This is a genomic window from Alteromonas sp. ISO5, assembly GCF_058105165.1.
The window spans coordinates 4,342,519-4,365,750 of the sequence record NZ_CM176572.1; the positions used below are offsets into that span (position 1 = coordinate 4,342,519).

Consider the following 23,232-nt stretch of genomic DNA (forward strand, 5'->3'; position numbering starts at 1 on the left):
CAACAGGAATAAAGCAATGAAAAAATTAGTTGGCGCATTGTTATTCAGTACGCTTCCTTTATTCGCGCAGGCAAACAGCTGCCCTGACGTATTAAAGTTCATGAAACGTAAACTCAATTCTCAGGAAACCGTCAATTTGTGCAGCGAATACCAGGGCAAAACCCTGTTAATTGTTAACACCGCAAGTTACTGCGGGTTTACCCCACAGTTTGAAGGCCTTGAAGCCATGTATGACGAACTAAAAGGTGAAGACTTTGTGGTATTGGGCTTTCCATCCCACGATTTTAATCAGGAAGATGATGACGAAGGTAAAACCGCCGAACTATGTGAGTTAACCTATGGTGTGAAATTCCCGATGTTTGAGCCCACCCATGTGAAAGGTGACGATGCTGATCCGCTGTATCGCATCCTGGCCAAAGCCACTGGCGAAGAGCCAAGTTGGAACTTCAACAAATACCTGGTAGATAAAAACGGTAAAATCGTTAAGCACTATAAGAGCTCTGTAAAACCTTCAGATAAAGAACTCCGCGGTGATGTTGAAAAAGCATTAGCCATGTAACCTTCTTTGCGCATAAAAAAAGCCCCGCAAACCGCGGGGCTAATATGCACACTCAACTTGGAACACACTTAAACAACAGGGTTCACACATTAAAACCCGTAATTGCTCGTTGCATTAAGTTAGTCCCGCCTATTCACCTAAAGTTCAAATTTTTTCACAAATTGCTGCAATAATTTTTAGCGTCATTCGGAGCGAATCAGCCCAACTTTGCTCATCAATAATAAAAGCGAATTATTACAAGGAATTAAAACAACATACTCACATACGCAGAGATAAAAAAACCTGCGTTTTGCAGGCTTTATTAATACGTTATTCGTAGTGTTGCGTTTAAAACTTTGCCAACGCCTGGTCAAAGTCGGCAACCAGATCGTCGGTATCTTCGATACCCAACGACATTCTGACCATGGTTTCGGTAATGCCCATGCGCGCGCGCTCCCGCTGACCGTTCTCAAAGAATATGGTGGAAGCGACCGGCAGCGCCAATGTGCGCGTATCACCGAGGTGCGTAGCCGATAATACCAGCTTAAGTTCGTCCAGGAATTCACAAGGCTCTATCCCAGGAACCAGATCAAAGCTCAGAATAGCGCCATAACCACCAAGTTGTTCACGTGCCACATAGTGCTGCGGGTGATTCGCCAGTCCCGGGTAATAGACGCGTTCAATTTTGTCCTGACTTTCCAGGTAGGTGGCCAGTTTCATAGCATTTTCGGTGCTGCGCGCCATCCGCAGTGACAAGGTTTCAATTCCTACCGAGATAAGATGCGCAGATTGTGCAGCCAGTGTAGCGCCCAAATCACGCAGCCCTTTTTTGCGGATTTGGGTGATGCCCCACATGCGCTCATTGGCAACCTGATAAGCCGGTTTAATATTGTTGAATGACGTCCAGTCAAAATTCCCCATATCGGTGACCGCACCGCCCAGCACTTGGCCATGACCAGCATGATATTTGGTAAGTGAATTCAGCACCAGGGAGACTTTCATCGCTTTGGCATCAAAAGCCGGTGGCGGTGTCATGGTGTTATCCACCATAAATATCAGTTTTTGTTCCTCACACCATTTACCAATAGCGCGCAAATCCGCCACCTGGGTAACCGGGTTAGCAATGGTTTCGGTGAACACGGCCCTGGTATTGACTTGCCTTGCTGCAATCACATCCTGAATAGAGGTGACATCTACGAAAGTGAGTTCAACACCAAAGTCTATCAGCGTATCCAGAAAACTGCGCGTATTGCCAAACAAATACTGACTCACAATCAGGTGATCGCCAGCTTTAAACAGCGACAACATAGTGCTGGTAATCGCGGCCATCCCCGTTGCAAAACACGCCGTTGCAATACCGCCTTCCATGTCAGCAATAATAGTTTGCAGCGCGGCCATGGAGCCGGATGATGAACGTCCGTACACGTGGCCCATTTTTTTACCCTGGAAGACATCCACCAGATCTTGCGTTTTTTCAAATTCGAATAAGACAGCGTTGGTAGTACTGGTATGTACGGCACCATCGGCCGGATGATTTAGCTGTCTGTCGGCATGTACTTGACGAGTGGTCACTCCCGGTTTGGTCACGCGTTGGGCTCCGTAATTATTTGCTGCGGGTATTTAGCGGTGATGGTGCGGTAAAAACTGTATACCGACTCCATCGACACCGTTACATCTTTGGATACTGTAAGGACGGGCCCGAAAACCAGCGTTTTCTGTTGATAATCAAGGCCGACACACTGAATGGGAATTCTAGCGGTTTGTGCAATGTAAAGAAAGCCGCTTTTCCACGGATACACTGCTTTTCGCGTCCCTTCCGGTGCCAGCGCCAGCAACAACCGCTCTGAACGACTGATCCGCCCGGCCACTTCTCCCACTACGCCGTGGGCTTTACTTCTGTCCACCGCAATACCACCCAAGCGGCGCATCAGGCCGCCGAGGGGCCCTTCAAACAAGGTATGTTTGCCCAAAAACGCCACCTCAAGACCAAGTGCCAGTTTAAACATAACACCAATAATAAAATCCCAGTTAGAGGTATGGGGGCCAACGGCCAGCACCATTTTGGGATGATTGGCCAGACTACCGCGTACTGTCCAGCCGCGATTATCAAGCCACCACCGGCAACATTTTCCCCACAAGCCAACCGGATATTGTGGGACTGATTCAGGTAGTGGCGCTTTGAATGACTGCATATTCCGCTAATAATCGGTTATTCTGTTGCGGGTAATTGTAACCGTTACGGAGTACGCCACAAACGTTATGTGTATTATTTTTGTCGCCGTTGAGCAGCATAAAGACTACCCGCTCATCATTGCCGCTAATCGTGATGAGTTTTATCAGCGCCCCACCCAGCCAAGCCATTGGTGGGATAAGCCTGCTCAGATGCTGGCCGGTAAAGATTTACAGGCTGGTGGCAGTTGGATGGGTATCCATCGTAATGGCGATATTGCTGCACTGACCAATATTCGCAATCCCGCCCGCGAGCAAACACAGGCTCGCAGCCGCGGAGAACTGGTGGTTAATTATCTCAGTCGCAACGCTCACCAACCACCTTTTGACCAACAGCTTAGCGCCAGTCGTGGCGCCTATAATGGTTACAATTTGCTGTATGGGAATATCTCTCGCTTGCAGGTTTATAATAATCACATCAACCGTTTTACGCCCCTGGCTCAAGGCTTTCACGGGCTTTCTAACAGTGCGCTCAATACCCCCTGGCCAAAAGTAAGGCGCGGTATAACAAATTTACAGGAGTATATCAGTACGGCGACCTCGCTGGATAATCATGCCCTGATTAACTTACTTCAGGATAATACCCCGGCTCCACCAGACCAACTGCCGGATACCGGTGTGCCGCTTGAGTGGGAACAGCGCCTGTCATCTATCTTTATTGCGTCGCCCGACTATGGCACGCGCAGTTCGACCTTGCTGTTGATTAATCAACGCCATGAAGTCACCTGGATAGAGCAGGAATATGACCACGGCAGAAAGCTATTACCACCACGAGAGTTTCAGTGGAAAATTGTGCAGGAATAACCGCTTTTATATTCGAATTTGCCGCAGTTGATGGCATAATGCGCAACCTGACTGGTTAACTCCCGTGCCAGCGGAAGATGATGAAGTGGTCTGACTGACATCAGTGTTGAACAATAACACACGACCACCGTTATTTGAGTTTGTGAAAGCACAGGACTGTTCATAAACTTAGTGAACCGATTCCTGTACATTTAGAGGACATAACGTGTTTGAAGTGCTACCCCAACTTGCCCCGGATCCGATTCTTGGTTTGTCTACTGCGTTTAAGCAAGATACTAATCCTAATAAAATTGACTTAGGTGTTGGTGTTTATAAAGACGAGCAAGGCAACACCCCTATTTTATCTGCGGTAGCCAAAGCGCAAACTATTTTACTTGAGCGAGAAAAGTCAAAAACCTATATCACCCCGCAAGGCGTACAGGGTTTTATCGACGGCATGCTGGGCCTGATTCTGGGTGAAAAGAGTCCGGTATTAATGGCCGATCGCGTAGCAGCCGTGCAAGCGCCTGGTGGTTGCGGTTCATTACGCATTCTTGCCGAGCTGCTGACTCGCGTAAATAAAGACACTAAAGTGTGGATCAGCGATCCTACCTGGGCTAACCATATTCCGTTAATGGGCAATGCCGGTTTAAGCCTGGAAACCTACCCCTACTTCGACAAAGCCACTGCATCAATTCGTTTTGACGCCATGATGGACACGTTACGTAAAGTTGAAAAAGGTGACGTGGTATTGCTGCACGGTTGCTGCCATAACCCAACCGGTGCCGATTTGACTAAAGAGCAATGGCAACAAGTGGTAGAAGTAGCCAAAGAACGTGAATTCTTGCCTTTCGTAGACTTAGCCTATCAGGGCTTTGGAGATGGTCTGGAAGAAGATGCCTACGGTGTTCGCCTGCTGTGTGAAAACCTGCCGGAAGTGATCATCGCTGCTTCGTGCAGCAAAAACTTCGGCTTATACCGTGAACGTGTTGGCTTAGCAGCCATTGTTACCGCAGACAGCGCGACAAAGAAAATCGCCCAGGCACAGATCCAGTCTGTTGCCCGCGGTATGTATTCCATGCCACCAAGCTACGGCGGCGCGCTGGTCGACATTATTTTATCCGACGTTGCCCTTAAGCAAGAGTGGGAAACCGAAGTTAACGAGATGCGTAACCGCATGTCTACTCTGCGTAGCCTGCTGGTTGAGAAACTGGCGGCTAATGGTGCCCAGAAAGACTTCAGCTTCGTCAACAATCAAAAAGGCATGTTCTCGTTCCTGTGTATTACACCGGAACAAGTACAAAAAATGCGTAATGAGCACAGCGTTTATTTCGTGGATTCAAGTCGCGTAAATGTGGCGGGTATCAGCCAGGCCAATATCGACGCTCTGGCCAAGGCCATGGTGGCTGTGATTAACAGCTAATCAGGCTGAGAATCGATAGTAACTAAAAGGCCCTGTCTGTTTCAGTCAGGGCTTTTTTAGTGATTCTATTAAAAGGGGAAGTGGACAGTTCCTAATAAAATTAAAAATGTCGCACTACAGGCTTCAGTCTTATTATTCATTACTCATTCCATTTCAATAATTTAATCTCTACCGCGCAATATGTTCAAAAAGCCAACACCAATTGATACAAAAGCGGTCAGTAGTCCAGAGCCAGTCTTTAAATAAAAGAAAAAAGTACCTTCACCTTATAACAAAGTATTTAAAATCATGTGCACATCGCCATCCTAGATTATGCGTAAATTCAATAACATTATGGCCAAGCCGATGACTATATAGATAGCCCCGGAAGTATATTTATCAGGCGAAGAATTAGTGCTAACATTTGTGCACACGCCGAAACGGAGTTGAAAATGGATACCCGCATACAATTCAGAGTTGACGAAGAAACGAAACGCCTAGCTCAATTAATGGCTGAAAGCCAAGGGCGTACTCTAAGTGATGCCTGTAGAGAGCTCACTGAAGAACTAGCTGAGCAGCAACGCAAAGTTATGAATCATGACCAATGGCTTACCGAACAGGTCAACGCAGCGTTTAGCAAATTAAATAATGGGCAGAGTAAGTTTACTACTCATGAAAAAGCTTCTTTGGACATGGAAGCGAGAAAGATGAAAATTAGGAATAGAGCCAAAAAATGATCGTTTGGGAAAAGGACTCATTGGACGATCGAGAAGTGATTTTCGAATTTCTATACGAATTTAATCCATTGGCTGCAGAAAAAACTGACACCATTATTGAAACTAAAGTTGAAAACCTGATACAGCAACCGTTGATGGGCGTCGAAAGAGCAGGAATTCCTGGACGGCTTTTAATTATTCCGGAGGTATCAATGATTGTTTCGTACTTCGTAAGAGAGGACGTAATTCATATTCTTAGGGTTTTGCATCAGAAGCAAAAATTTCCTGTAGGCAACTAACGCCCTAATTTGGCGGCACAAATGCATGGGCTAGAATGTCGCTTTTGACCAAATGCAGAAATCCAGTGGTAAAGCCTGACTATACCTTGTCTAAAGCTGCCTTAGCACAACAGTTCAAAACTACAAATCCTCACGATAACTGGATCATAGTATCGTGCCTGCATATAAATTAGTACAATTTATAAACCGCCAACAATTTAAGAGTGTGTTTTTCTGCGGAAATATAAAACAACATGTGACACTTGGTTATCCTGACACCAACAGTCTTGCAATCCACATAATTATTGACCTATAATAAATCCACTATAGAGCAGCTTTGTCAGATTTCACATAGATATGTCCGTATCCGCATTAGTCAACAATAGGTTATCTCGTATGCAACGAGGAACACCGTTTGCGATAGAGAAGTTTTACTCTCTAGGCTCTGTTACGGCTGTCCAAAAGGTAATGAGTAGACTTGCAAAAGAGGGACAAGTTGTTCGAGTGGCGAAAGGCATCTACTCTCGACCGAAACCACTGGCGGCCCTCCCTTCTGTTAAAATTGCAGCTAAAGCTGAAGATGTTGCTATAACTTGGGCTAAGGCTAATCATTACAAGATGGTTCCTCAGGGATTGGAGTCCGCCTACCGATTAGGGCTACAAACTCAAGCTCCATTAAAAACAATATTTTGGAGCTCCGGACCTTCACGTGTATTTAAAGTAGGGAACCAAGAGGTTCAGGTCAAACATACGGCTAATTTCAAACTTAAGTGGCAGCATCGGCCTGAAGGTGAATTGTTACGCGGTTTAATGTTCGTATCTCCTGAACATACTTCGAAGCAACAATTGAGTACAGCTCTCAAACGTCTCAATATTTCACATGAAGAAAAATTGGTAGTGATAAACAAACTGCTCAACAACAGCAGCTTAAGGACTTGGAAAAACAAGTTATCTAGCGTTAAGCAAACCTTGACATCATGAATTTGTTTGATCTTTATATCGATAATAAAAACCATAAAGATTTAACTGATATATTCACAGTTGGCGCACAACAGCATCCGGGCGGCTTACCTGCAAACTTTCTAGAAAAAGACATTTGGGTAACGGAGATACTAAGACTACTCTATGATGAGTCGTTGCTAGGTAATGTCTCAGTTGCATTTAAAGGGGGAACCGCATTAAGTAAATGCTGGAATGCAATTTCGCGTTTCTCTGAAGACATCGATCTTTCAATCCACTGGGCTGATTTATCTGGCCTCTCTGAAGAAGATGAATTAAAGGCATGGCAACAAAGTACCAAATCTAATAGCCAAGCTAAAAAATTCAGAGATAACCAACAAAGGCTACTAGAAGACTGGAGCAATGAATTTTTAGTACGTCTAAATCAAGAATTGGATAAGTACCAGATTGAAGGTTTATACGCTGAAATTGAGCAAGATTCCAAAGGTGAAAAGATTGATATTCACTTCCCACGAACCACACGTGGCTCAAGTGATTACCAGCTCGACCATGTGTTGTTAGAATTTGGCGGTCGTAACAGAGGAAAACCCACGGAAGCTTTGAATGTCGAGACGTACTTAACTCAATGTCCAGAATTAAGTAGCTTGGAATTACCCAGAGCAAATGTTAAAGCTTTCCAACAGGATTATATTTTGTGGGAAAAACTAACGGCTCTTCATCAATTTTCTACACAAACAAAAGAGCCAAACCCTGTTAGATTGGCTCGTCATTGGTATGATGTTGATTGTTTGCTACAAAACAAATTTGCAGATCCGCTTGCGACAACTGAGGCTATGCAGGCCGTTATCGAAATGAAAAAGCACAGATGGTCCACTCCAGGAGTCGATTTTGAAGCCATTTTAAGCGGAGGATTGCGACTAATCCCTGATGGTGAAAGATTGCACGCTGTCAATAAAGATCATGTGGAAGCTATCTCTGGAAAAATGTTTTTTACAGTTCCTGATGAGTTTGAGTATATCGTTTCTCGTTTAGCTGATGCCCAAGAGGAATTTAATCAACATATGAAAGACTTAGTACAAAAATCACAATAGCCCGCTTCCTCCTTCAATTAAAGTTTTTATTTTCATAAGCTTATCAAAATTTCGACCTATATACATGTATAATTGAATAGTTAAAATACTTGAAAATGCAATTAAAAACTTATTAATCCATGCCATCAATCCAGTCCATTGGCACTAGGGAGGATGCGAATAAGTCTCTGATGTGAGATCATAGCAGTATAGTAAATCGCATCGACCAATACCTATGAGCCACCAGTTAACTTTTGCCGATAGTGAGTTTTCCAGCAAGCGCCGCCAGACCCATAAAGAGATTTTCCTATCCCGGATGGACAACTTGTTGCCGTGGTCTCAACTGCTGGAAGTAATTGAACCCTTTTATCCTAAAGCCGGCAACGGTCGCCGTCCGTATCTGCTAGAAACCATGTTCCGCATTCACTGTATGCAGCAATGGTATAGCCTTAGTGATGAAGCGATGGAAGATGCGCTGTACGAGATTGCTTCGATGCGACAATTTTCTCAGCTGTCATTGGATAAAGCCATTCCTGACCGTACCACGATTATGAACTTCCGGCACTTGCTGGAAAAACACAAACTCACTCGTAATTTATTTAAAACGGTCAACCAATGGCTGTCGGATTGCGGTGTGATGATGACCCAAGGCACGTTGGTGGATGCTACGATTATTGAAGCGCCAAGTTCCAGGAAGAACAAAAAGAATGAACGTGACCCGGACATGCATCAGACTAAGAAAGGCAATGAATGGCACTTCGGCATGAAAGCCCATATTGGTGTGGATGCCAAGAGCGGTCTCACCCATACACTGGTAACCACCGCCGCCAACGAGCATGACCTGAATCAGTTGAAAAACCTGTTGCACGGCGACGAGGAATTCATCTCTGGCGATGCCGGATATCAAGGCGCAGAGAAGCGAGAAGAACTTGAAGGTACGGATGTAGAATGGCTGATTGCTGAGCGTCCCGGCAAAGTCCGCGCACTGAAGAAGCATCCCCGCAAGAACAAAACAGCCATCAATATCGAATACCTGAAAGCCAGTATCCGAGCAAAAGTTGAACACCCGTTTCGCATCATCAAATGCCAATTTGGTTTTATCAAAGCTCGCTACAAAGGACTGGTGAAAAACGATAGTCAATTGGCTATGTTATTTACTCTGGCGAACGTGTTTAAAGTTGACCAGATGTTGCGACGACAGCCTAAATCTGTCTGAGGTCCGGGAATGGCCCGGATTAGGGGCGAAATCCGGCCTAAAACGGTAGTATATTGGCCAAAATAGGAAATTTGGCGTTCAAAAGTTAAGCTGGCAGTACAAAGTCCCGATCCAGACCTAAATTGCAGGGCTTATTCGCAGTTTCCCTAAAGCGACAAGTAGTACTCGGCATAATAACTCTGCAAAAATGCCAGAGCATCTTCCTCTGGCCATTTTTCCTTGTCGTTGACCAGTTCATTACACTCTTTCTGGAATTGTTCAGTTTCTTTAAATGCTTGAAATTTTCGATGTTGGTAGGCGTTAAATTGAGCTTCGGTAAACGACAGGTGCTCAATCACAATGCCACTTTTTATGCGCAGGATCTGGTAATGGGAATAAACAGAACCATACCCCATATGAACATAACTGTTCATTTGACCATCTGGGACAATTAGCGCACCTGAATACCATTCAGCGACCAATGGAGGCTCGGTTTTGAACAGTGATCCAACAATACTGCTGCGATGGCATCATAGCCATACCCCTTCAGCAAATAACCGGCGTCATTAAGAACCAGTTTATCGGCGATAATTTCCCACTGTGCAACGTAACCGCGCCCGTTTGATGACCAGATTTCAGCTTCTTTGGGGATTTGCCAGTCTTTTTCGGCAATTACGCTGTCGAGAGGGTTAGTATTAAGCGGATGCTTTACACCATCAATAATGATTTCGTCTGGCTGCTGAGCTGTTGCGATGGCAAGCCACGGCACCAGTATTAGTAAGATACAAATGTGTTTCATAACGAATATCCCTATCCCGGTTACGTCCTCGCCACGCGCTTCTTCCAGAGCTATGCAGCATCCCGTTCCAGTTTGACAACAAGAATGGTCATCATAAACTCATAGGCCCACTTAATGCTATTGATGGTCAGTGAGCCAATACAATACTCTGGCCGGCTATCTCAACTCGTTAATCACTATAATGACATCGTGCTGCATCTATTCGCATATTAACATGACTGCCTTCAACCCGGTCTGGCGCACTCATATCGAAGTGAACAGGCTTGCCCGCACGCAGAATCGCTTTTAGTGAAGGTTGTGAACAAATAAATGCCAGCAAGTGCGGTTTATATTCTCTGGCCGGTTCGGGTAACCCCGTGGCGATAATTTTGATGGTCAACAGTTCGTGAGTTTCAGAATAAAAACTCAGTTTGGTACTCACGTCCGGGATACCAAATACCGTATCGTTAAACAGTGCGTTTAAGCTTTCAGCCTGTGCTTCGTCGCGATAGTAATAGTAAATACTGCTAAGTACAAAGATAACAAAGGCGATGCCGAGCCTGGTCAACTGTTGCTGCTTTGAAACTTCCCTGCGCATTTTAACTCACTACCTGTAACCTGTGAGGAAGCAGAAATCACGACTGATCGGTCAAACGCTCAAACAAAAACTGTTTAAACAATACACCTACTGCTTTAAGAGAGTCGTTTAAGCGGTGATCGCCAGGTATAAGGTGCAGGGTAATATTGAGTTGTTTGGCAAAATTAAGGATATTTTCGGCCGGAATAATTTCGTCCTGCCAGCCATGAACACAGGTTACCGGACAAGATACCGGGTACTCCTGAATTTTATAGCCAGGCATGGCCACTGCTGGTGCCAGCAAAAAAACGCCCCGCACCTGGTGTTGTAAAGCAGTAACCAAAGACACATAGCCCCCCATACTGGAGCCAACCAGTAATACTTCGGGATCATCTTTTGGAATGGCTTCTACTAGCCTTTCTACCCTCTTCTCTGGATCGAGGGTATCACTGTAGTCGATGCTCTTGACCTGGCACCCCATTTCTTCAGCAATGTTTGCCAGAAACCGTATTTTTGTTCCCCACGGGCCACTTTCTTTACCGTGTGAAAAGATAACTTTCACGCACAACTCCTTATCTAGAAGCGTGATTATCCGATATTACGAATAAATAACAATGGTATTTATCTTACATTATACGGTTTTAGTAACAAATTTATGAAAGCCAGCCTCAGGCAGCGGTAGCCCAGCCTTTTAAGTAATGACGTTGCACCAGCGACTGTAATTTTTTGCAGGCTTTTACATATTTGCTGTCACGCTGGTAATACACCTGCTCTACAATATGGCCGTTTTCGTCAATTAAAAAGCTGGCTAACCGGGCTTTACGGTGAGGCAGATAAAACTGATGTAACGATAACCGGCGGCTTACCGGCAAATTAGCAATGATCTGATAAAAACAAAACGGCAGCTTCATTGTAATGGCGCGGCTGTCGCCGCCGTAAAGATCCAGTACCTGCTGAAAAGCATCATGCCCTTCACCTACTGAAATACCAAAGCGTTCAATTAAGTTATCAAGTGTTTTTAAACCTGTGTTCATCACAATGCCCTCAAATACTGTACACCCAAACAGTACTGTATAATTTATCAGCATTCAAGTATTTTATGATTTATTTTAAACCGGTTCATTTTAAACAGAGTTATTTTCCGTTCACTGCATAAATGAAAACGCCGGTCAGGTTATCCTGCCGGCGTTTGTTTAACTTACGTTTACGGCACTAAAAATGTGCCCGTTGAGACTATTTAGATATCATCCCTTCTGATGGCTCTGTTGCCAGTGCCGAGCGCTTATTTTTGGTCAGACCGTTTTTAATGTCATCCAAGATAACGTACAACGCGGGCACCAAAATCAGGGTGATCACGGTAGCGAACAAAATACCAAACGCCAGAGATATGGCCATAGGTATCACTACCTGCGCCTGCAGGCTACGCTCAAAGATAATCGGTACCAAGCCCATAAATGTCGTCAGCGAGGTCAGTATAATCGCTCTGAAACGCTGAGTACCGGCACTTATTGCAGCGTCCATCAGGCGATGGCCTTCCTGCCGCGCCCGGTTAACAAAATCAACCATGATAAGGCTATCGTTCACCACTACGCCCGACAGCGCAATAATGCCGCAAATCGACAATACACTCACTGCATGACCCAGCATCAGATGGCCTAGAATAGCGCCGACGATACCAAAGGGGATTACTGACATAATGATTAGCGGTTGCATATAAGAGCGCAATGGAATCGCTAACAACGCGTAAATGGCGAATAAGGCAAATAACAACCCCTGAGCAAGCGATGTCATGGCCTCCATTTGTTCCCGGGAATTACCTTGCAGCTTAAACTCCACCCGCGGGTATTTTGTCATGATTTCAGGGATCACCCGGGTGATCATTTCCATGGTGACTTCGTTGGGTTCGGCAATGTCTTTATCTACCGCTGCCGATACCGTTACAGAGCGCTGGCCATCCACCCGAATAATCGAGTCGTATCCCTTGCCCAGTTCGATATCTGCCACCTGTTCAAACGGCACATCCTGACCGGCAGGTGAACGCACCCGCATGGTTTCCAGATGACCAATCGAGTTACGTTCTTCTTTAGGGTAACGCACCATTACTTTTACTTCTTCGTCGTCACGCTGGACGCGCTGAACTTCGGCACCATAAAACCCGTAACGGACCTGCTGACCCAACTGCTGCAAGGTAATACCGAGTGCCTCGGCTTGTGGTTTCAATTGCAACTGAATTTCATCAGCTCCCCCGGCAAAAGTATCATTAATATCAGACACCCCGTTATATTCTGCCAGAGCGGCTTTCACTTCCTTGCTGATCAGTTCAAGCTGAGTAATGTCACTGGAACTAAATTCAAAACTTAAATCAGAGCCGCCGCCCGGACCGCCCGGTGCATTAAAATTCAGGGTTTTCACACCAGGTATTTCCGGCATAAATTCGCGCCAGCGACGCTGAATTTCGGTATCGGTAACATCCCGTGATTCGCCTTTACTCAACTCTGCGAACACCTGGCCACCCAGCGCCCCCTGATCAAAGGCCACCGCATGGCTGATCACCCCGGAACCAGTTTCCCGCGCAATCTGCTCGTCCATGCGATACATAGCATCGAGCAAGGTATCCAGCGCTTTATCACGTTGCGATAACGATGATCCCGGCTCCAGCTCCACCGATGCCATCACAAAGTCACTCGGAATGGTCGGGAAGAAAACAAACCGCACCCAGTCTCCCTTAAACATGCCGAAGGTTAAGATCAGCATGCTAACAAACGCCGCCAGCGTGACATAACGGGCCTTCACCGCTTTAACCAGGAAAGGCGCATAAATGTTTTTGATAAAGGATTTAATGCCTTCACTGAAAAAATCACGGAAGCGCTGAAAACGATTAGCTTTAGCCGGATCGTATGGTTGCAGGCGCATATGCGCCAGGTGAGCCGGCAGAATGAGCTTTGATTCAATTAAAGAGAAGGTCAGACACACAATCACCACCAGTCCGATGGTTTTCCAGATCACTCCAAACGGTCCGGAAACCATCAGCATAGGCGAAAACGCGGCAATGGTAGTCAGTACGCCAAAGGTAGCTGGCATGGCCACTTTTTTCACACCGGCAATCACATTATCCGTGCTATGGCCTTTGGCATCGATTTCCGAATAGGCCGACTCCCCCATAATAATGGCATCGTCCACCACTATCCCCAGCACCAGAATAAAGGCAAACAGGCTGAGCATGTTTATCGACACGCCCATCATGTCCATGGGCAATACCATCAGCGTACCTAAAAAGCATACCGGCAGCCCCACCATTACCCAAAAAGCGAGTTTAATTTTCAGAAACAGTGACAGTACTAAAAACACCAGTACCCCACCCCAGAACATGTTTTCCAGCATCATATTCAGACGGTCTGCCAGGTAAAAAGACGAATCCCCCCAGGCATCGGCTTTAATGTGAGCCGGGAAGTCCTTTTTATTTTTAGCCAGGTACTGATTCACTTGTTTGGAAATTTCCAGCGCATTCTGATCACCTACGGCTTTTACCCGCACGTTAACCGCCGGCTGGTTATCAAACATGGCATACTGGAGGTCTTCCACAAAACCGTCATCAATGGTGGCAATATCCCCCAGAGTCAGGCGCGAACCGTCAGCACGGGTTAACAGCACAATCTGGGCAAATTCCCAGCCGGTATAAGCCTGGCCTTTCGTGCGCAGCAGAATATTGCCGTTCTCCGACTTAATAGCACCACCGGGTAAATCAACCGACGACTGACGCACCGCATTCACCACTTCAGAAAACGTCAGGTCGTATTTCTGCAGAGTATATTCCGACATTTCAATTGAAATTTCATAGTCGCGATCGCCCACTACCTGTACACTGGAAATGCCCGGCAAATTGGCCACATCATCGCGCAGATTCTTAGCAAATTCCTTTAATTCCCGCTCGCTGGCGTCGCCATACACGGCAATCCACAATACGTCCTGCTGAAATTTAGTGCGATAAACAATCGGTTTTTCGGTGTTGCCGGGAAAGCTGGGAATGGCGTCGACCTGGGATTTTACCTCATCGAGAACCACCTGAACGTCATAATCTTCTTCCACCTCTATGGTCACAGAGCCCATCCCTTCCGTGGCAGTAGAGGTGATCTGTTTAATCCCGTCGAGATCTTTAATGGCATCTTCAACTTTTAATAGAACGCCTTCTTCCACTTCCTGCGGTGCGGCGCCAAGGTAAGGCACGCGAACCGAAATGATATTCACCTCAAAATTGGGAAATACCTGCTTTTGAATACTAAAAGCACCAAATACACCGCCGATTAGCAAAATCCACATCAGCAGATTGGCCGCCACGTTATTGCGGGCAAACCAGGCAATCAGACCTTTATGTGTGTTATATCCTTGCATAGCTTATGCTCCGGTCTCTAACGCAGTGTCTTCATCCGCTACGTCCTGATCTGCAGGGTCCTGCTCGGGTAATCGCACCGGCATACCATTGTAAGGGTTAGGTACGGCACTTCTTACTACCTTGTCGCCATCACTCAGACCAGCGGAAATATACACCGACTCAGGGCTCGAGCGGGCAATATCCACCTGCTTAATTTGCAGTTCGTTGTTTTCATCTACCACCAGTACCGTGCCATCAAGACGCAGTAAACTTCGAGGGATCACTATAAGCGAACGGGCGTCTGTACCGCTTATCACGGCCTGCACAAACTGACCAAAGCGCAGCGGTACATTAAACTCGCTGTTATCTCGCAGGTAAGGGTCTTGCACTTCTACTACCGCGTAAATCAACCGGTTAGTTGTGTCCAACACCCCTTCACTACGCACCAGAGTTCCCTGCCATTGTTGATATTTGCCGCCTACCATAGCGTTCAGAGTTACCGGATTGCGGTGGGAAATACCGCTTTCGAGATCGATAAAGGCCAAATCCGCATCAGTGAGTGGTAATCGCACCTCAGCAACTTCGGTAGAATAGAGTTCGCCTACCAAAGCACCAGTCCCCACAAACTGACCCAAATCAGCATTGCGCTCAATCACGATGCCATCATAAGGCGCCACCACCTGTGTGCGATCAAGGTTACGCTGCGCTCTGGCCAGCTTGGCTTTTGCGGCTTTAACATTGGCCTGTTCTTTGGCCAGTTGTGGTTTACGCAGGCCCAGTTCAGGAGGCACCACGCCATTCACCGAACGCCACTCTTCTGCGGCCACTTTACCGCGGGCAATTTCTTCCTGCAGCGCTGCTTCGGCCTGCGCCAGCTCGGCTTCAGCCAGGCTCAGATCTGTTTGGTAATCGTCTTGTTCCAGGGTAAGCAATACATCGCCTTTATTAAAGAAACCGCCCACCACAAAGTTGTCGGCAATTTCCACCACCCTGCCACTCACCTGGGTAGCAATACTGGTTTTATGTTTAGGTTGTACGTTGCCCTGACTGGTTACCGTAAACTCCACATGTTCGGTATACACCGGCTGCGCATCAACTAAAAACGCCAGTTCTTCCACCTCTTTTTTCTCCGGCGGTTTTTTCGACAGGATCATAATTCCCGCTGCTATAAGCGCCAGACCAAGTAATAAAATCGGTAACGCCGACTTAATTAAAGACGATAACTTCATAAATGTGCCACTCTGATTGTGCTGCTGATCTATGCCAGCCTGCTAACATAAACTTTTCTGACGCTAATCTTACGGAGTAAGCCAGGTAAACGCCTTATTTCTTTTGTTAATAAATGTGTCGATTTACTTAGACGTTTATTGCACAAGTTACTGATGATTGTCTGAAACGTTACCGCCGTCAATTTGTGACCACATTTCGAGCAAAAACGCTTGAAACGGTGACATTTTGAGCGTAACTTGTAATTTAATTACAGATTGTTGAGCAGGAGAGAAAACAATGAGTCTGAAAAAACAATATCTGAAGTCCAAACCGATCTGCAAAGTAACGTTCAAACTAAAAGCCAGTGAAGCCAATAATGCCGACACTGCCAAACTGGTGGGTGATTTTAATGCGTGGGATATCCAGGCTGAACCAATGAAAAAGCTAAAAAATGGCGATTTCACACAAACGGTTAATCTACCTGCTGAAGCGGAATACCAGTTCCGTTATTTACTGGACGACGAAAACTGGGAAAATGACTGGGAAGCCGATGCCTATTCGCCTTCACCAGTGAGTTTTGACGATAACTCAGTTGTTCGCGTGTAATAAAGTGCCCGGCAGACATCCTGCCTGCCGGGCACTTTTGCTCGCGATGGTATTAACCCGCCAGCGTACTTTCAATTTCAGGTAAGGCATCAAACAGGTCTGCTACCAAACCGTAATCAGCTACCTGAAAAATAGGCGCTTCAGGATCTTTATTGATTGCCACAATCACTTTTGAATCTTTCATGCCCGCCAGGTGCTGAATAGCACCGGAAATACCAACGGCAATGTAGAGCTGTGGCGCAACAATTTTACCGGTTTGCCCTACCTGCATATCATTAGGCACAAACCCCGCATCCACCGCCGCACGGCTTGCTCCCACGGCGGCTCCCAATTGATCGGCTATGCGTTCAAGCATGGCAAAGTGCTCTCCATCCTGCATCCCGCGTCCCCCGGAAATTACAATTTCAGCGGCCGTGAGTTCAGGGCGATCAGACTTGGTCATCTCATCACTTTCAAATGTCACCTGGGTATTTTCAATCACCGTATCGAGCGTTTCGACTGCGACACTATTGCCTTCTTCAGCCAGCTCGAACGCTGAGGCCCGCACTGTGATCACTTTTACTGCATCACTGCTTTGTACGGTAGCAATCGCATTCCCAGCATAGATGGGTCGGATAAATGTATCAGCGCTTTCGATACCGATAATATCCGATAGCTGCACCACATCGAGCAATGCCGCCACCCGGGGCATAAAGTTTTTACCGGTTGTGGTAGCTGCCGCCAGAATATGGCTATAACCTTCAGCAATCTCGAGCACCAGGTCAGCGGTATTCTCAGCAAGTTGATGAGCATAAACCGGATTATCTGCCAGCATGACGCGTTTAACGCCCGCAATTGACGCAGCCTGGTCTGCTACGCCTCGACAATCCGACCCGGCAACCAGAATATGAATATCATCACCAAGCTGTGTGGCCGCAGTTACCAGTTTGTGGGTTTCAGATTTCAGGTGGTTGTTATCGTGTTCTGCGTATATCAGTATGCTCATGAAATCACCTTTGCTTCGTCGCGGAGTTTTGCCATCAGTTCTGCTACCGTCTCAACTTTCACGCCGGCGCTTCTGGCCGGAGGAGGGGTTACTTTAAGTGTCGTAACCCGAGGTGTAACATCTACCCCCAGTTCATCAGTCGTCATGACAGCCAGCGGCTTACGCTTGGCTTTCATAATATCCGGCAGTTTGGCGTAGCGCGGTTCGTTTAATCGCAGGTCGGTAGAGACTACCGCCGGCAGACTCAGCTTCAGCGTTTGTAATCCGCCATCGATTTCGCGGGTCACTTTCAGGCTATCACCGTCCACTTCCACTGCCGAGGCAAAAGTCGCCTGAGGCATTTTCGTCAGCGCAGCCAGCATCTGACCGGTCTGATTATTGTCAGTATCAATGGCCTGTTTACCAATAATCACCAGGCCGGGGGATTCCTGCTCTACCAGGCGGGCCAGAATTTTGGCAACCTGCAACGACTCAGGAAACGATTCGCACTCCACATGAACACCACGGTCTGCACCAAGCGCCATGGCATTGCGGATCTGCTCCTGACAAGCTTTTGGACCAATGCTAACGGCAATAATTTCCGTTGCAATCCCTTTATCTTTTAATCTGACCGCCTCTTCCACTGCAATTTCGCAAAAAGGATTCATGGCCATTTTGGCATTGGTTAAATCCACGTCTGATTGATCGGGTTTAACCCGCACTTTTACGTTGTAATCTATTACCCGTTTTACCGGCACCAGTATTTTCATATAAGCCTCTTTCATCCTTTACGGTTTAGTCTGCTTAGATCGTGCTCCAATAAGTATGGCACTTTAATGACAGCAACTGTCAATTTCACGCAACAACACTTTCGCAACATCTTTAGCATAAAATTTACTTGCAGTTGACGTTAACGTCAACCTGGTTTAGTTTGACACAACGCAATAAAAGCCCTGATAGTGGCAAATATGGTTGCCAGTTAACGTCCCTACAGAGAACAATAAATCAAAACCGACTATGAGGAGAAAGGCCGTGGAAAGAGAATCAATGGAGTTTGACGTGGTGATAGTTGGCGCAGGTCCATCGGGCCTCGCCACAGCGATCCGGCTGGCCCAGCAAGCTGAGAAGGCCGACACCGAATTATCAGTCTGTATCGTGGAAAAAGGCTCTGAAGTCGGCGCTCATATCTTATCTGGCGGCGTGATGGAGAGTGCCGCCCTCAGCGAACTTATCCCCGACTGGCAGGAAAAGGGGGCGCCCCTCAATCAGCCAGTCACCGAAGATGCCACTTATCTGTTACGCAGTGACAGCGCCAGTATTAAGCTGCCGAACCTGATCACGCCAAAAACCATGCATAATAAAGGCAACTATATTGTGTCACTGGGTAATGTTTGTCGCTGGCTGGCCGAGCAGGCCGAAGGCATGGGCATTGAAATCTTTCCTGGCTTTGCAGCAGCAGATATCCACTACAACGACGATGGCAGCGTGGGCGGTATTATTACCGGCGATATGGGCGTAGCGGCTGATGGCTCTGAAAAAGACAGCTACATGCCCGGTATGTTACTTAAAGCAAAATATACTGTGTTCGCCGAGGGGTGTCGTGGTCACTTGGGTAAAGCCCTGATTGAAAAGTTTGCGCTGGATAAAAACGCCACAGCGCAACATTATGCCCTTGGATTTAAAGAAATTTGGCAGGTCGACTCGGCCGTACACCAGCCGGGTCTTGTGGTCCACACTGCCGGATGGCCATTAACGGAAGCCTCCGGAGGCAGTTATTTATATCATGCCGAGAATAATCAGGTTTATGTCGGTTTAATTGTCGATTTAAATTACGATAACCCTTATTTAAGCCCCTTTGATGAATTTCAACGTATGAAACATCACCCGTTATTTGCTCAATATTTAAACGGTGGTGAGCGAATAGCTTATGGTGCGCGGGCAATTACCAAAGGTGGATTTAACTCTCTCCCACAAATGGCTTTTCCAGGCGGTTGTCTGGTAGGTTGTAATGCCGGCACATTAAATTTTTCCAAGATTAAAGGTATTCATACGGCAATTAAGTCGGGCAGAATGGCAGCTGAAGTTATTTTTAATCAAATTAACCAGACCACCACTATGGAATTCTGCACAGAATTTAACCAAACCTATCAGCAAAGTGATTTAAGAAAAGAGCTTTTTAAAGCGCGAAACTTTGGCCCTGCCCTGCATAAATTTGGTAATCTACTGGGTGGCGCTTTTAATACGCTGGAACAAAACATTTTTAACGGCAACCTTTTCGTTACGCTAACAGATACTGATGCTGACTATAAAAAGTTAAAATCTGCCGCCCAATGCCAACCAATAAACTATGAAAAACCGGATAATAAACTCAGCTTTGATAAACTGTCGTCGGTTTATTTAGCCAATACCAATCACGATGAAGACCAACCCTGTCATTTGCAGTTAAAAGACCCGGAAATACCGATAAAGGTTAATCTGCCGAGTTACGCGGAACCAGCGCAACGCTACTGCCCCGCCGGAGTGTACGAAGTAGTAGAGGGTGACGATAAGCAACCACAGTTTCAGATTAATGCGGCCAATTGTGTACACTGTAAAACTTGTGACATTAAAGATCCGTCCCAGAATATTCGCTGGGTGGTACCTGAAGGAGCCAGTGGTCCCAATTATCCGAATATGTAATTCGATTATTGCGTAAAATATAATTTTGAAAAAACACGAGTTTAAATTAGAATTGCCGTAGTTTTTAAACAAAGGCAGATAATTAATGAGTGAGTTTTTAGAAATTTTAACTCATGGAAGACGTTTACAAGGTGCCGTAAAGGATTTGTCGGTAGAAGAGTTAACGAGTGTTCAGGAAAAACTGAATAACATTATAAAAAAAAGAAAAGAGAAGGAAGCTGAGTTAATTAAAGCCCAGCAGGAAAAACAGGCCAAGCTTGAAGAAATTAAAAAACAAATGGCAGAAGCCGGCATTGATTTAGCCGATTTACAGGACGTGGCAGAAGCTAAGCCAAAGGGTAAATCGGGTAAAAAACGTCCGGTTAAATATAAAATTACGGTTGATGGTGAAACCGTCGCCTGGACCGGCGTAGGTAGAATGCCTGTAGTATTTAAAGATGCTCTTGAAAAAGGCCAGTCTTTAAAAGATTTCGCAATATAATTTTTATAGCGGGGACCCTCCCCGCTTTTTTATTTACATGTCTATATCACTTAATTATGAGCAGTATCCCGGTAAAGAACAAAATGCGCCCTGGGTCGTTTTGATTCATGGTTTGTTCGGTAATCTGGATAATTTAGCCGCACTCAGACGCCACCTGACCGATGCCTTTAATGTCATCGCTATCGACTTACCTGATCACGGTGAATCCCCCTGGGTAAACACCTTTACGCTGCCCGATTGCGTAAGCGCAGTTATTAAACTGATGGATAACCTGCAAATCGATAAGTGCCATATTGTAGGCCATTCGCTGGGTGGTAAAGTGGCCATGCTAACCGCACTCATCCATCCGGACCGGGTGGATAAACTGGTAGCAATGGACATTGCACCGGTAACCTACCCGCCTCATCACCAAGCGGTGTTTGCCGGGCTGAAAAAGGTTGATCTCAGTGCCATTAGCGGACGTAAAGACGCTGACCGTGCAATGCAATCTGAAATTAAGCTCCCGGGCGTCAGGCAGTTTCTGTTAAAGAGCCTTTATCAGAATGAAGTTGGCCACTGGCACTGGCGATTTAATGTGGCAGGTCTGGAAAAAGACTACGCTAACGTAGGCGGCTTCTGTGCTCCGGACACCGCAACATTTGAAGGTAATGTCACGTTTATTAAGGGTGGTGATTCCGATTACATCAACCGCGATCATCAGGCAGTCATCGGTCGGTATTTTCCTAACGCTAAAGCCAAAATTGTTGAAGGCGTTGGTCACTGGTTACATGCCGAGAAACCGCAGGTAGTCAACGGCCTGGTTGAACGGGCGTTAACGTCCTGACCATTAACTTTGCAAATGATAAACATTTGCATTTAAAAAGGACGGTTGTGATATACTCCTGGCCAGTCAGATTGTAACGTGTTTCAGCTGACGGTAGATGCCACTCTGCTGTGCCGGAAGTCCGGTAAACTTGACACAAAAGTCAGTAAGAATGCCTGCGATAGCCGTATTACTGTGGTATAGTTTGCGCGCGAAAATACAGTAAAGGTTTTTTATGCTTGCGAAGTATTACGAACAAATAGAATCCATCATGCTCGACTTAGGGCTTGTGGTCCTGTTTGTTCTGATGATTTTTGCCGTCCATGACGTATTGAAAAAGAACGATGTTCCCATGATTGGCCGGGTTGTCGCCTATGGTGTTCTGGGTCTGGGAGCCATGGGTTTTATTGCAAAAGGGATTATCCAGCTGTTCTGGCAGAGCAGCGGCGTAACCGGGTAACCATTTTCAGAGTAAGTAGATAGAGGTTAGATATGGCAAGTGTTGGCCTGTTTTTTGGTAGCGACACTGGCAATACAGAGCATGTTGCCAAGTTAATTCAAAAAGAATTAGGTAAGAACCTGATTGACGTTCACGACATTGCAAAGAGCTCTAAAGAGCAAATTGCAGAGTTTGATTTGCTGATCTTCGGTATTCCTACCTGGTATTACGGTGAAGCCCAGTGTGACTGGGACGATTTCTTCCCTGAGCTGGAGCAAATTGATTTCACCGACAAACTGGTAGCGATCTTTGGTTGTGGTGATCAGGAAGACTACGCAGAGTACTTTCTTGATGCTATGGGCATGGTTCGCGATATCGTTGAAGCCCGTGGAGCTATCCTGGTAGGCCAGTGGTCTACCGACGGTTATGATTTTGAAGCCTCTAAAGGTATGGCCGATGACACCCATTTTGTGGGTTTGGGTATTGACGAAGACCGTCAGCCGGAACTCACCGACGAGCGTGTTCGCGCCTGGTGCCATCAGTTAAACGAAGAGCTTTGTCTGGCCGAACTGGCCTAAGCTTGTCAGTTAACGCAAAAACGCAGGTTTAGCCCTGCGTTTTTTTGTGCCTGTAAAGCATTAGTTCATGAAATTTAGCCCCGACTTACCCGCATTCCTACCGAAGCAATCATATCATTGCCGGAACACACCGTTCTTTTAGCAAGTTTCTCCAGTCGGCACTGCCCTGACCCATCTTCAAGACAAAACTCAAAGCGGGTTTGGGTTTTTACCGGCCGCTCAATAATGCCCTGAGGAAGCGCCGACCATTTCCAATTACTGACAACCTGAGTGGCACTTTTTGCAAAATGTGGGCTCGACGCATCGACAACCCGCACATCAGCTATAGTATTATCAGGCAAGATAACATATTCGATCGTTGCACAGCCGGTATTAGCCGCCATGGCTTCTTTTTTAGGATAGCGGGCAGGAAAACGTTCGAGCGCCTGCCACTCGGACATAGCCAGAACATCTGCCGTTAATGGCAGTTGTGCATATTCACTGTTGGCATGAGTAGTCGTTGGCCCAGTAGCGCCACAGGCCACCAGAAAGCCTGCGGCAAACACCGTTAAAAGCGCGTATTTCATTGTTCTTCCTTTA

At 46.3% G+C, this 23,232-nt stretch carries 26 protein-coding genes; 14 read left to right on the top strand and 12 right to left on the bottom strand.

Translation table 11 applies throughout. The features are described from left to right. Positions 1 to 16: 16 nt before the first annotated feature. Positions 17 to 559 carry a glutathione peroxidase gene (locus AC2T0J_RS19455; protein WP_489807398.1) on the top strand — a complete coding sequence of 181 codons (543 nt, stop codon included), beginning with the start codon at positions 17 to 19 and terminating at the stop codon, positions 557 to 559. 327 nt (positions 560 to 886) lie between these two features. Here the strand turns inward: AC2T0J_RS19455 and AC2T0J_RS19460 are convergent, their stop codons facing one another. Next, the gene (locus AC2T0J_RS19460) at positions 887 to 2,125 is read right to left on the bottom strand and encodes a cystathionine gamma-synthase family protein (RefSeq protein WP_489807399.1); all 1,239 of its coding nucleotides are present in this window, start codon (positions 2,123 to 2,125) and stop codon (positions 887 to 889) included. Beyond that, complete coding sequence (locus tag AC2T0J_RS19465) at positions 2,122 to 2,730, bottom strand: 1-acyl-sn-glycerol-3-phosphate acyltransferase (protein ID WP_489807400.1); 609 nt, start codon at positions 2,728 to 2,730, stop codon at positions 2,122 to 2,124. The genes AC2T0J_RS19460 and AC2T0J_RS19465 overlap by 4 nt, the downstream gene beginning before the upstream one ends. 67 nt (positions 2,731 to 2,797) lie before the next feature. On the opposite strand from AC2T0J_RS19465, the gene AC2T0J_RS19470 reads away from it, so the two are divergent. The 7 genes from AC2T0J_RS19470 to AC2T0J_RS19500 all read left to right on the top strand — a co-directional run bounded on the left by AC2T0J_RS19470 (position 2,798) and on the right by AC2T0J_RS19500 (position 9,192). After that, the gene (locus AC2T0J_RS19470; protein ID WP_489807401.1) at positions 2,798 to 3,571 is read left to right on the top strand and encodes an NRDE family protein; all 774 of its coding nucleotides are present in this window, start codon (positions 2,798 to 2,800) and stop codon (positions 3,569 to 3,571) included. A gap of 205 nt (positions 3,572 to 3,776) precedes the next feature. Further along, positions 3,777 to 4,973, top strand: a complete 1,197-nt coding sequence (locus AC2T0J_RS19475; RefSeq protein ID WP_489807402.1) for an amino acid aminotransferase — start codon at positions 3,777 to 3,779, stop codon at positions 4,971 to 4,973. 431 nt (positions 4,974 to 5,404) lie between these two features. Further along, positions 5,405 to 5,689, top strand: coding sequence for a type II toxin-antitoxin system TacA family antitoxin (locus tag AC2T0J_RS19480; protein WP_489807403.1), 285 nt, complete (start codon positions 5,405 to 5,407; stop codon positions 5,687 to 5,689). Further along, positions 5,686 to 5,967, top strand: coding sequence for a type II toxin-antitoxin system RelE/ParE family toxin (locus AC2T0J_RS19485; protein ID WP_489807404.1), 282 nt, complete (start codon positions 5,686 to 5,688; stop codon positions 5,965 to 5,967). The genes AC2T0J_RS19480 and AC2T0J_RS19485 overlap by 4 nt, the downstream gene beginning before the upstream one ends. A gap of 375 nt (positions 5,968 to 6,342) precedes the next feature. Further along, positions 6,343 to 6,927 (top strand): DUF6088 family protein, encoded by a 585-nt coding sequence (locus AC2T0J_RS19490; RefSeq protein ID WP_489807405.1) that lies wholly within the window; start codon positions 6,343 to 6,345, stop codon positions 6,925 to 6,927. Beyond that, entirely contained in the window at positions 6,924 to 7,997 is a 1,074-nt protein-coding gene (locus AC2T0J_RS19495; protein WP_489807406.1) for a nucleotidyl transferase AbiEii/AbiGii toxin family protein, read from the top strand. The genes AC2T0J_RS19490 and AC2T0J_RS19495 overlap by 4 nt, the downstream gene beginning before the upstream one ends. A 214-nt stretch (positions 7,998 to 8,211) precedes the next feature. Then, positions 8,212 to 9,192 carry an IS5 family transposase gene (locus tag AC2T0J_RS19500; protein WP_489807407.1) on the top strand — a complete coding sequence of 327 codons (981 nt, stop codon included), beginning with the start codon at positions 8,212 to 8,214 and terminating at the stop codon, positions 9,190 to 9,192. A gap of 146 nt (positions 9,193 to 9,338) precedes the next feature. Here the strand turns inward: AC2T0J_RS19500 and AC2T0J_RS19505 are convergent, their stop codons facing one another. The 7 genes from AC2T0J_RS19505 to AC2T0J_RS19535 all read right to left on the bottom strand — a co-directional run bounded on the left by AC2T0J_RS19505 (position 9,339) and on the right by AC2T0J_RS19535 (position 16,124). Next, positions 9,339 to 9,605 carry a hypothetical protein gene (locus AC2T0J_RS19505; RefSeq protein ID WP_489807408.1) on the bottom strand — a complete coding sequence of 89 codons (267 nt, stop codon included), beginning with the start codon at positions 9,603 to 9,605 and terminating at the stop codon, positions 9,339 to 9,341. A gap of 17 nt (positions 9,606 to 9,622) precedes the next feature. Continuing rightward, entirely contained in the window at positions 9,623 to 9,970 is a 348-nt protein-coding gene (locus AC2T0J_RS19510) for a hypothetical protein (protein ID WP_489807409.1), read from the bottom strand. 169 nt (positions 9,971 to 10,139) lie between these two features. Continuing rightward, a complete protein-coding gene (locus AC2T0J_RS19515; RefSeq protein WP_489807410.1) occupies positions 10,140 to 10,547 on the bottom strand; it encodes a hypothetical protein in 408 nt (135 codons plus the stop codon). A gap of 37 nt (positions 10,548 to 10,584) precedes the next feature. Further along, positions 10,585 to 11,088 (bottom strand): alpha/beta hydrolase, encoded by a 504-nt coding sequence (locus tag AC2T0J_RS19520; protein WP_489807411.1) that lies wholly within the window; start codon positions 11,086 to 11,088, stop codon positions 10,585 to 10,587. 106 nt (positions 11,089 to 11,194) lie between these two features. Continuing rightward, the gene (locus tag AC2T0J_RS19525) at positions 11,195 to 11,560 is read right to left on the bottom strand and encodes a hypothetical protein (RefSeq protein WP_489807412.1); all 366 of its coding nucleotides are present in this window, start codon (positions 11,558 to 11,560) and stop codon (positions 11,195 to 11,197) included. Between the two features lie 199 nt (positions 11,561 to 11,759). Next, positions 11,760 to 14,915: an efflux RND transporter permease subunit gene (locus AC2T0J_RS19530; RefSeq protein WP_489807413.1), complete on the bottom strand. Its 3,156-nt coding sequence runs from the start codon at positions 14,913 to 14,915 to the stop codon at positions 11,760 to 11,762. Positions 14,916 to 14,918: 3 nt separating this feature from the next. Continuing rightward, the gene (locus tag AC2T0J_RS19535) at positions 14,919 to 16,124 is read right to left on the bottom strand and encodes an efflux RND transporter periplasmic adaptor subunit (protein WP_489807414.1); all 1,206 of its coding nucleotides are present in this window, start codon (positions 16,122 to 16,124) and stop codon (positions 14,919 to 14,921) included. A gap of 277 nt (positions 16,125 to 16,401) precedes the next feature. On the opposite strand from AC2T0J_RS19535, the gene AC2T0J_RS19540 reads away from it, so the two are divergent. Next, the gene (locus AC2T0J_RS19540; protein ID WP_489807415.1) at positions 16,402 to 16,710 is read left to right on the top strand and encodes an isoamylase early set domain-containing protein; all 309 of its coding nucleotides are present in this window, start codon (positions 16,402 to 16,404) and stop codon (positions 16,708 to 16,710) included. 52 nt (positions 16,711 to 16,762) lie between these two features. On the opposite strand, the gene AC2T0J_RS19545 is transcribed toward AC2T0J_RS19540, so the two are convergent. Further along, positions 16,763 to 17,695 carry an electron transfer flavoprotein subunit alpha/FixB family protein gene (locus AC2T0J_RS19545; protein WP_489807416.1) on the bottom strand — a complete coding sequence of 311 codons (933 nt, stop codon included), beginning with the start codon at positions 17,693 to 17,695 and terminating at the stop codon, positions 16,763 to 16,765. Continuing rightward, positions 17,692 to 18,444, bottom strand: coding sequence for an electron transfer flavoprotein subunit beta/FixA family protein (locus AC2T0J_RS19550; protein WP_489807417.1), 753 nt, complete (start codon positions 18,442 to 18,444; stop codon positions 17,692 to 17,694). The genes AC2T0J_RS19545 and AC2T0J_RS19550 overlap by 4 nt, the downstream gene beginning before the upstream one ends. A 262-nt stretch (positions 18,445 to 18,706) precedes the next feature. Here AC2T0J_RS19550 and AC2T0J_RS19555 point away from each other — a divergent pair, with 262 nt between their 5' ends. From AC2T0J_RS19555 to fldA, 5 genes are all read left to right on the top strand, one after another. Beyond that, complete coding sequence (locus AC2T0J_RS19555; protein ID WP_489807418.1) at positions 18,707 to 20,353, top strand: electron transfer flavoprotein-ubiquinone oxidoreductase; 1,647 nt, start codon at positions 18,707 to 18,709, stop codon at positions 20,351 to 20,353. A gap of 85 nt (positions 20,354 to 20,438) precedes the next feature. Next, complete coding sequence (locus AC2T0J_RS19560; RefSeq protein ID WP_489807419.1) at positions 20,439 to 20,834, top strand: H-NS histone family protein; 396 nt, start codon at positions 20,439 to 20,441, stop codon at positions 20,832 to 20,834. A gap of 37 nt (positions 20,835 to 20,871) precedes the next feature. Further along, on the top strand, positions 20,872 to 21,657 hold the full coding sequence (locus AC2T0J_RS19565; RefSeq protein WP_489807420.1) for an alpha/beta fold hydrolase: 786 nt from the start codon (positions 20,872 to 20,874) through the stop codon (positions 21,655 to 21,657). Positions 21,658 to 21,871: 214 nt separating this feature from the next. Further along, complete coding sequence (locus AC2T0J_RS19570; RefSeq protein ID WP_489807421.1) at positions 21,872 to 22,096, top strand: DUF2788 domain-containing protein; 225 nt, start codon at positions 21,872 to 21,874, stop codon at positions 22,094 to 22,096. A 32-nt stretch (positions 22,097 to 22,128) separates the two neighbouring features. Next, a complete protein-coding gene (gene fldA, locus AC2T0J_RS19575; RefSeq protein WP_123323377.1) occupies positions 22,129 to 22,653 on the top strand; it encodes a flavodoxin FldA in 525 nt (174 codons plus the stop codon). 74 nt (positions 22,654 to 22,727) lie between these two features. On the opposite strand, the gene AC2T0J_RS19580 is transcribed toward fldA, so the two are convergent. Next, positions 22,728 to 23,219, bottom strand: coding sequence for an energy transducer TonB (locus AC2T0J_RS19580; protein ID WP_489807422.1), 492 nt, complete (start codon positions 23,217 to 23,219; stop codon positions 22,728 to 22,730). Positions 23,220 to 23,232: the final 13 nt, after the last annotated feature.

Bases quoted from the DNA above. Each gene is read 5' to 3' on its own strand.
- AC2T0J_RS19455 (WP_489807398.1), top strand. From the start codon at position 17: ATGAAAAAATTAGTTGGCGCATTGTTATTCAGTACGCTTCCTTTATTC.
- AC2T0J_RS19465 (WP_489807400.1), bottom strand. From the start codon at position 2,730: ATGCAGTCATTCAAAGCGCCACTACCTGAATCAGTCCCACAATATCCG.
- AC2T0J_RS19470 (WP_489807401.1), top strand. From the start codon at position 2,798: ATGTGTATTATTTTTGTCGCCGTTGAGCAGCATAAAGACTACCCGCTC.
- AC2T0J_RS19480 (WP_489807403.1), top strand. From the start codon at position 5,405: ATGGATACCCGCATACAATTCAGAGTTGACGAAGAAACGAAACGCCTA.
- AC2T0J_RS19485 (WP_489807404.1), top strand. From the start codon at position 5,686: ATGATCGTTTGGGAAAAGGACTCATTGGACGATCGAGAAGTGATTTTC.
- AC2T0J_RS19490 (WP_489807405.1), top strand. From the start codon at position 6,343: ATGCAACGAGGAACACCGTTTGCGATAGAGAAGTTTTACTCTCTAGGC.
- AC2T0J_RS19495 (WP_489807406.1), top strand. From the start codon at position 6,924: ATGAATTTGTTTGATCTTTATATCGATAATAAAAACCATAAAGATTTA.
- AC2T0J_RS19500 (WP_489807407.1), top strand. From the start codon at position 8,212: ATGAGCCACCAGTTAACTTTTGCCGATAGTGAGTTTTCCAGCAAGCGC.
- AC2T0J_RS19505 (WP_489807408.1), bottom strand. From the start codon at position 9,605: ATGAACAGTTATGTTCATATGGGGTATGGTTCTGTTTATTCCCATTAC.
- AC2T0J_RS19510 (WP_489807409.1), bottom strand. From the start codon at position 9,970: ATGAAACACATTTGTATCTTACTAATACTGGTGCCGTGGCTTGCCATC.
- AC2T0J_RS19515 (WP_489807410.1), bottom strand. From the start codon at position 10,547: ATGCGCAGGGAAGTTTCAAAGCAGCAACAGTTGACCAGGCTCGGCATC.
- AC2T0J_RS19525 (WP_489807412.1), bottom strand. From the start codon at position 11,560: ATGAACACAGGTTTAAAAACACTTGATAACTTAATTGAACGCTTTGGT.
- AC2T0J_RS19530 (WP_489807413.1), bottom strand. From the start codon at position 14,915: ATGCAAGGATATAACACACATAAAGGTCTGATTGCCTGGTTTGCCCGC.
- AC2T0J_RS19535 (WP_489807414.1), bottom strand. From the start codon at position 16,124: ATGAAGTTATCGTCTTTAATTAAGTCGGCGTTACCGATTTTATTACTT.
- AC2T0J_RS19540 (WP_489807415.1), top strand. From the start codon at position 16,402: ATGAGTCTGAAAAAACAATATCTGAAGTCCAAACCGATCTGCAAAGTA.
- AC2T0J_RS19545 (WP_489807416.1), bottom strand. From the start codon at position 17,695: ATGAGCATACTGATATACGCAGAACACGATAACAACCACCTGAAATCT.
- AC2T0J_RS19550 (WP_489807417.1), bottom strand. From the start codon at position 18,444: ATGAAAATACTGGTGCCGGTAAAACGGGTAATAGATTACAACGTAAAA.
- AC2T0J_RS19560 (WP_489807419.1), top strand. From the start codon at position 20,439: ATGAGTGAGTTTTTAGAAATTTTAACTCATGGAAGACGTTTACAAGGT.
- AC2T0J_RS19565 (WP_489807420.1), top strand. From the start codon at position 20,872: ATGTCTATATCACTTAATTATGAGCAGTATCCCGGTAAAGAACAAAAT.
- AC2T0J_RS19570 (WP_489807421.1), top strand. From the start codon at position 21,872: ATGCTTGCGAAGTATTACGAACAAATAGAATCCATCATGCTCGACTTA.
- fldA (WP_123323377.1), top strand. From the start codon at position 22,129: ATGGCAAGTGTTGGCCTGTTTTTTGGTAGCGACACTGGCAATACAGAG.
- AC2T0J_RS19580 (WP_489807422.1), bottom strand. From the start codon at position 23,219: ATGAAATACGCGCTTTTAACGGTGTTTGCCGCAGGCTTTCTGGTGGCC.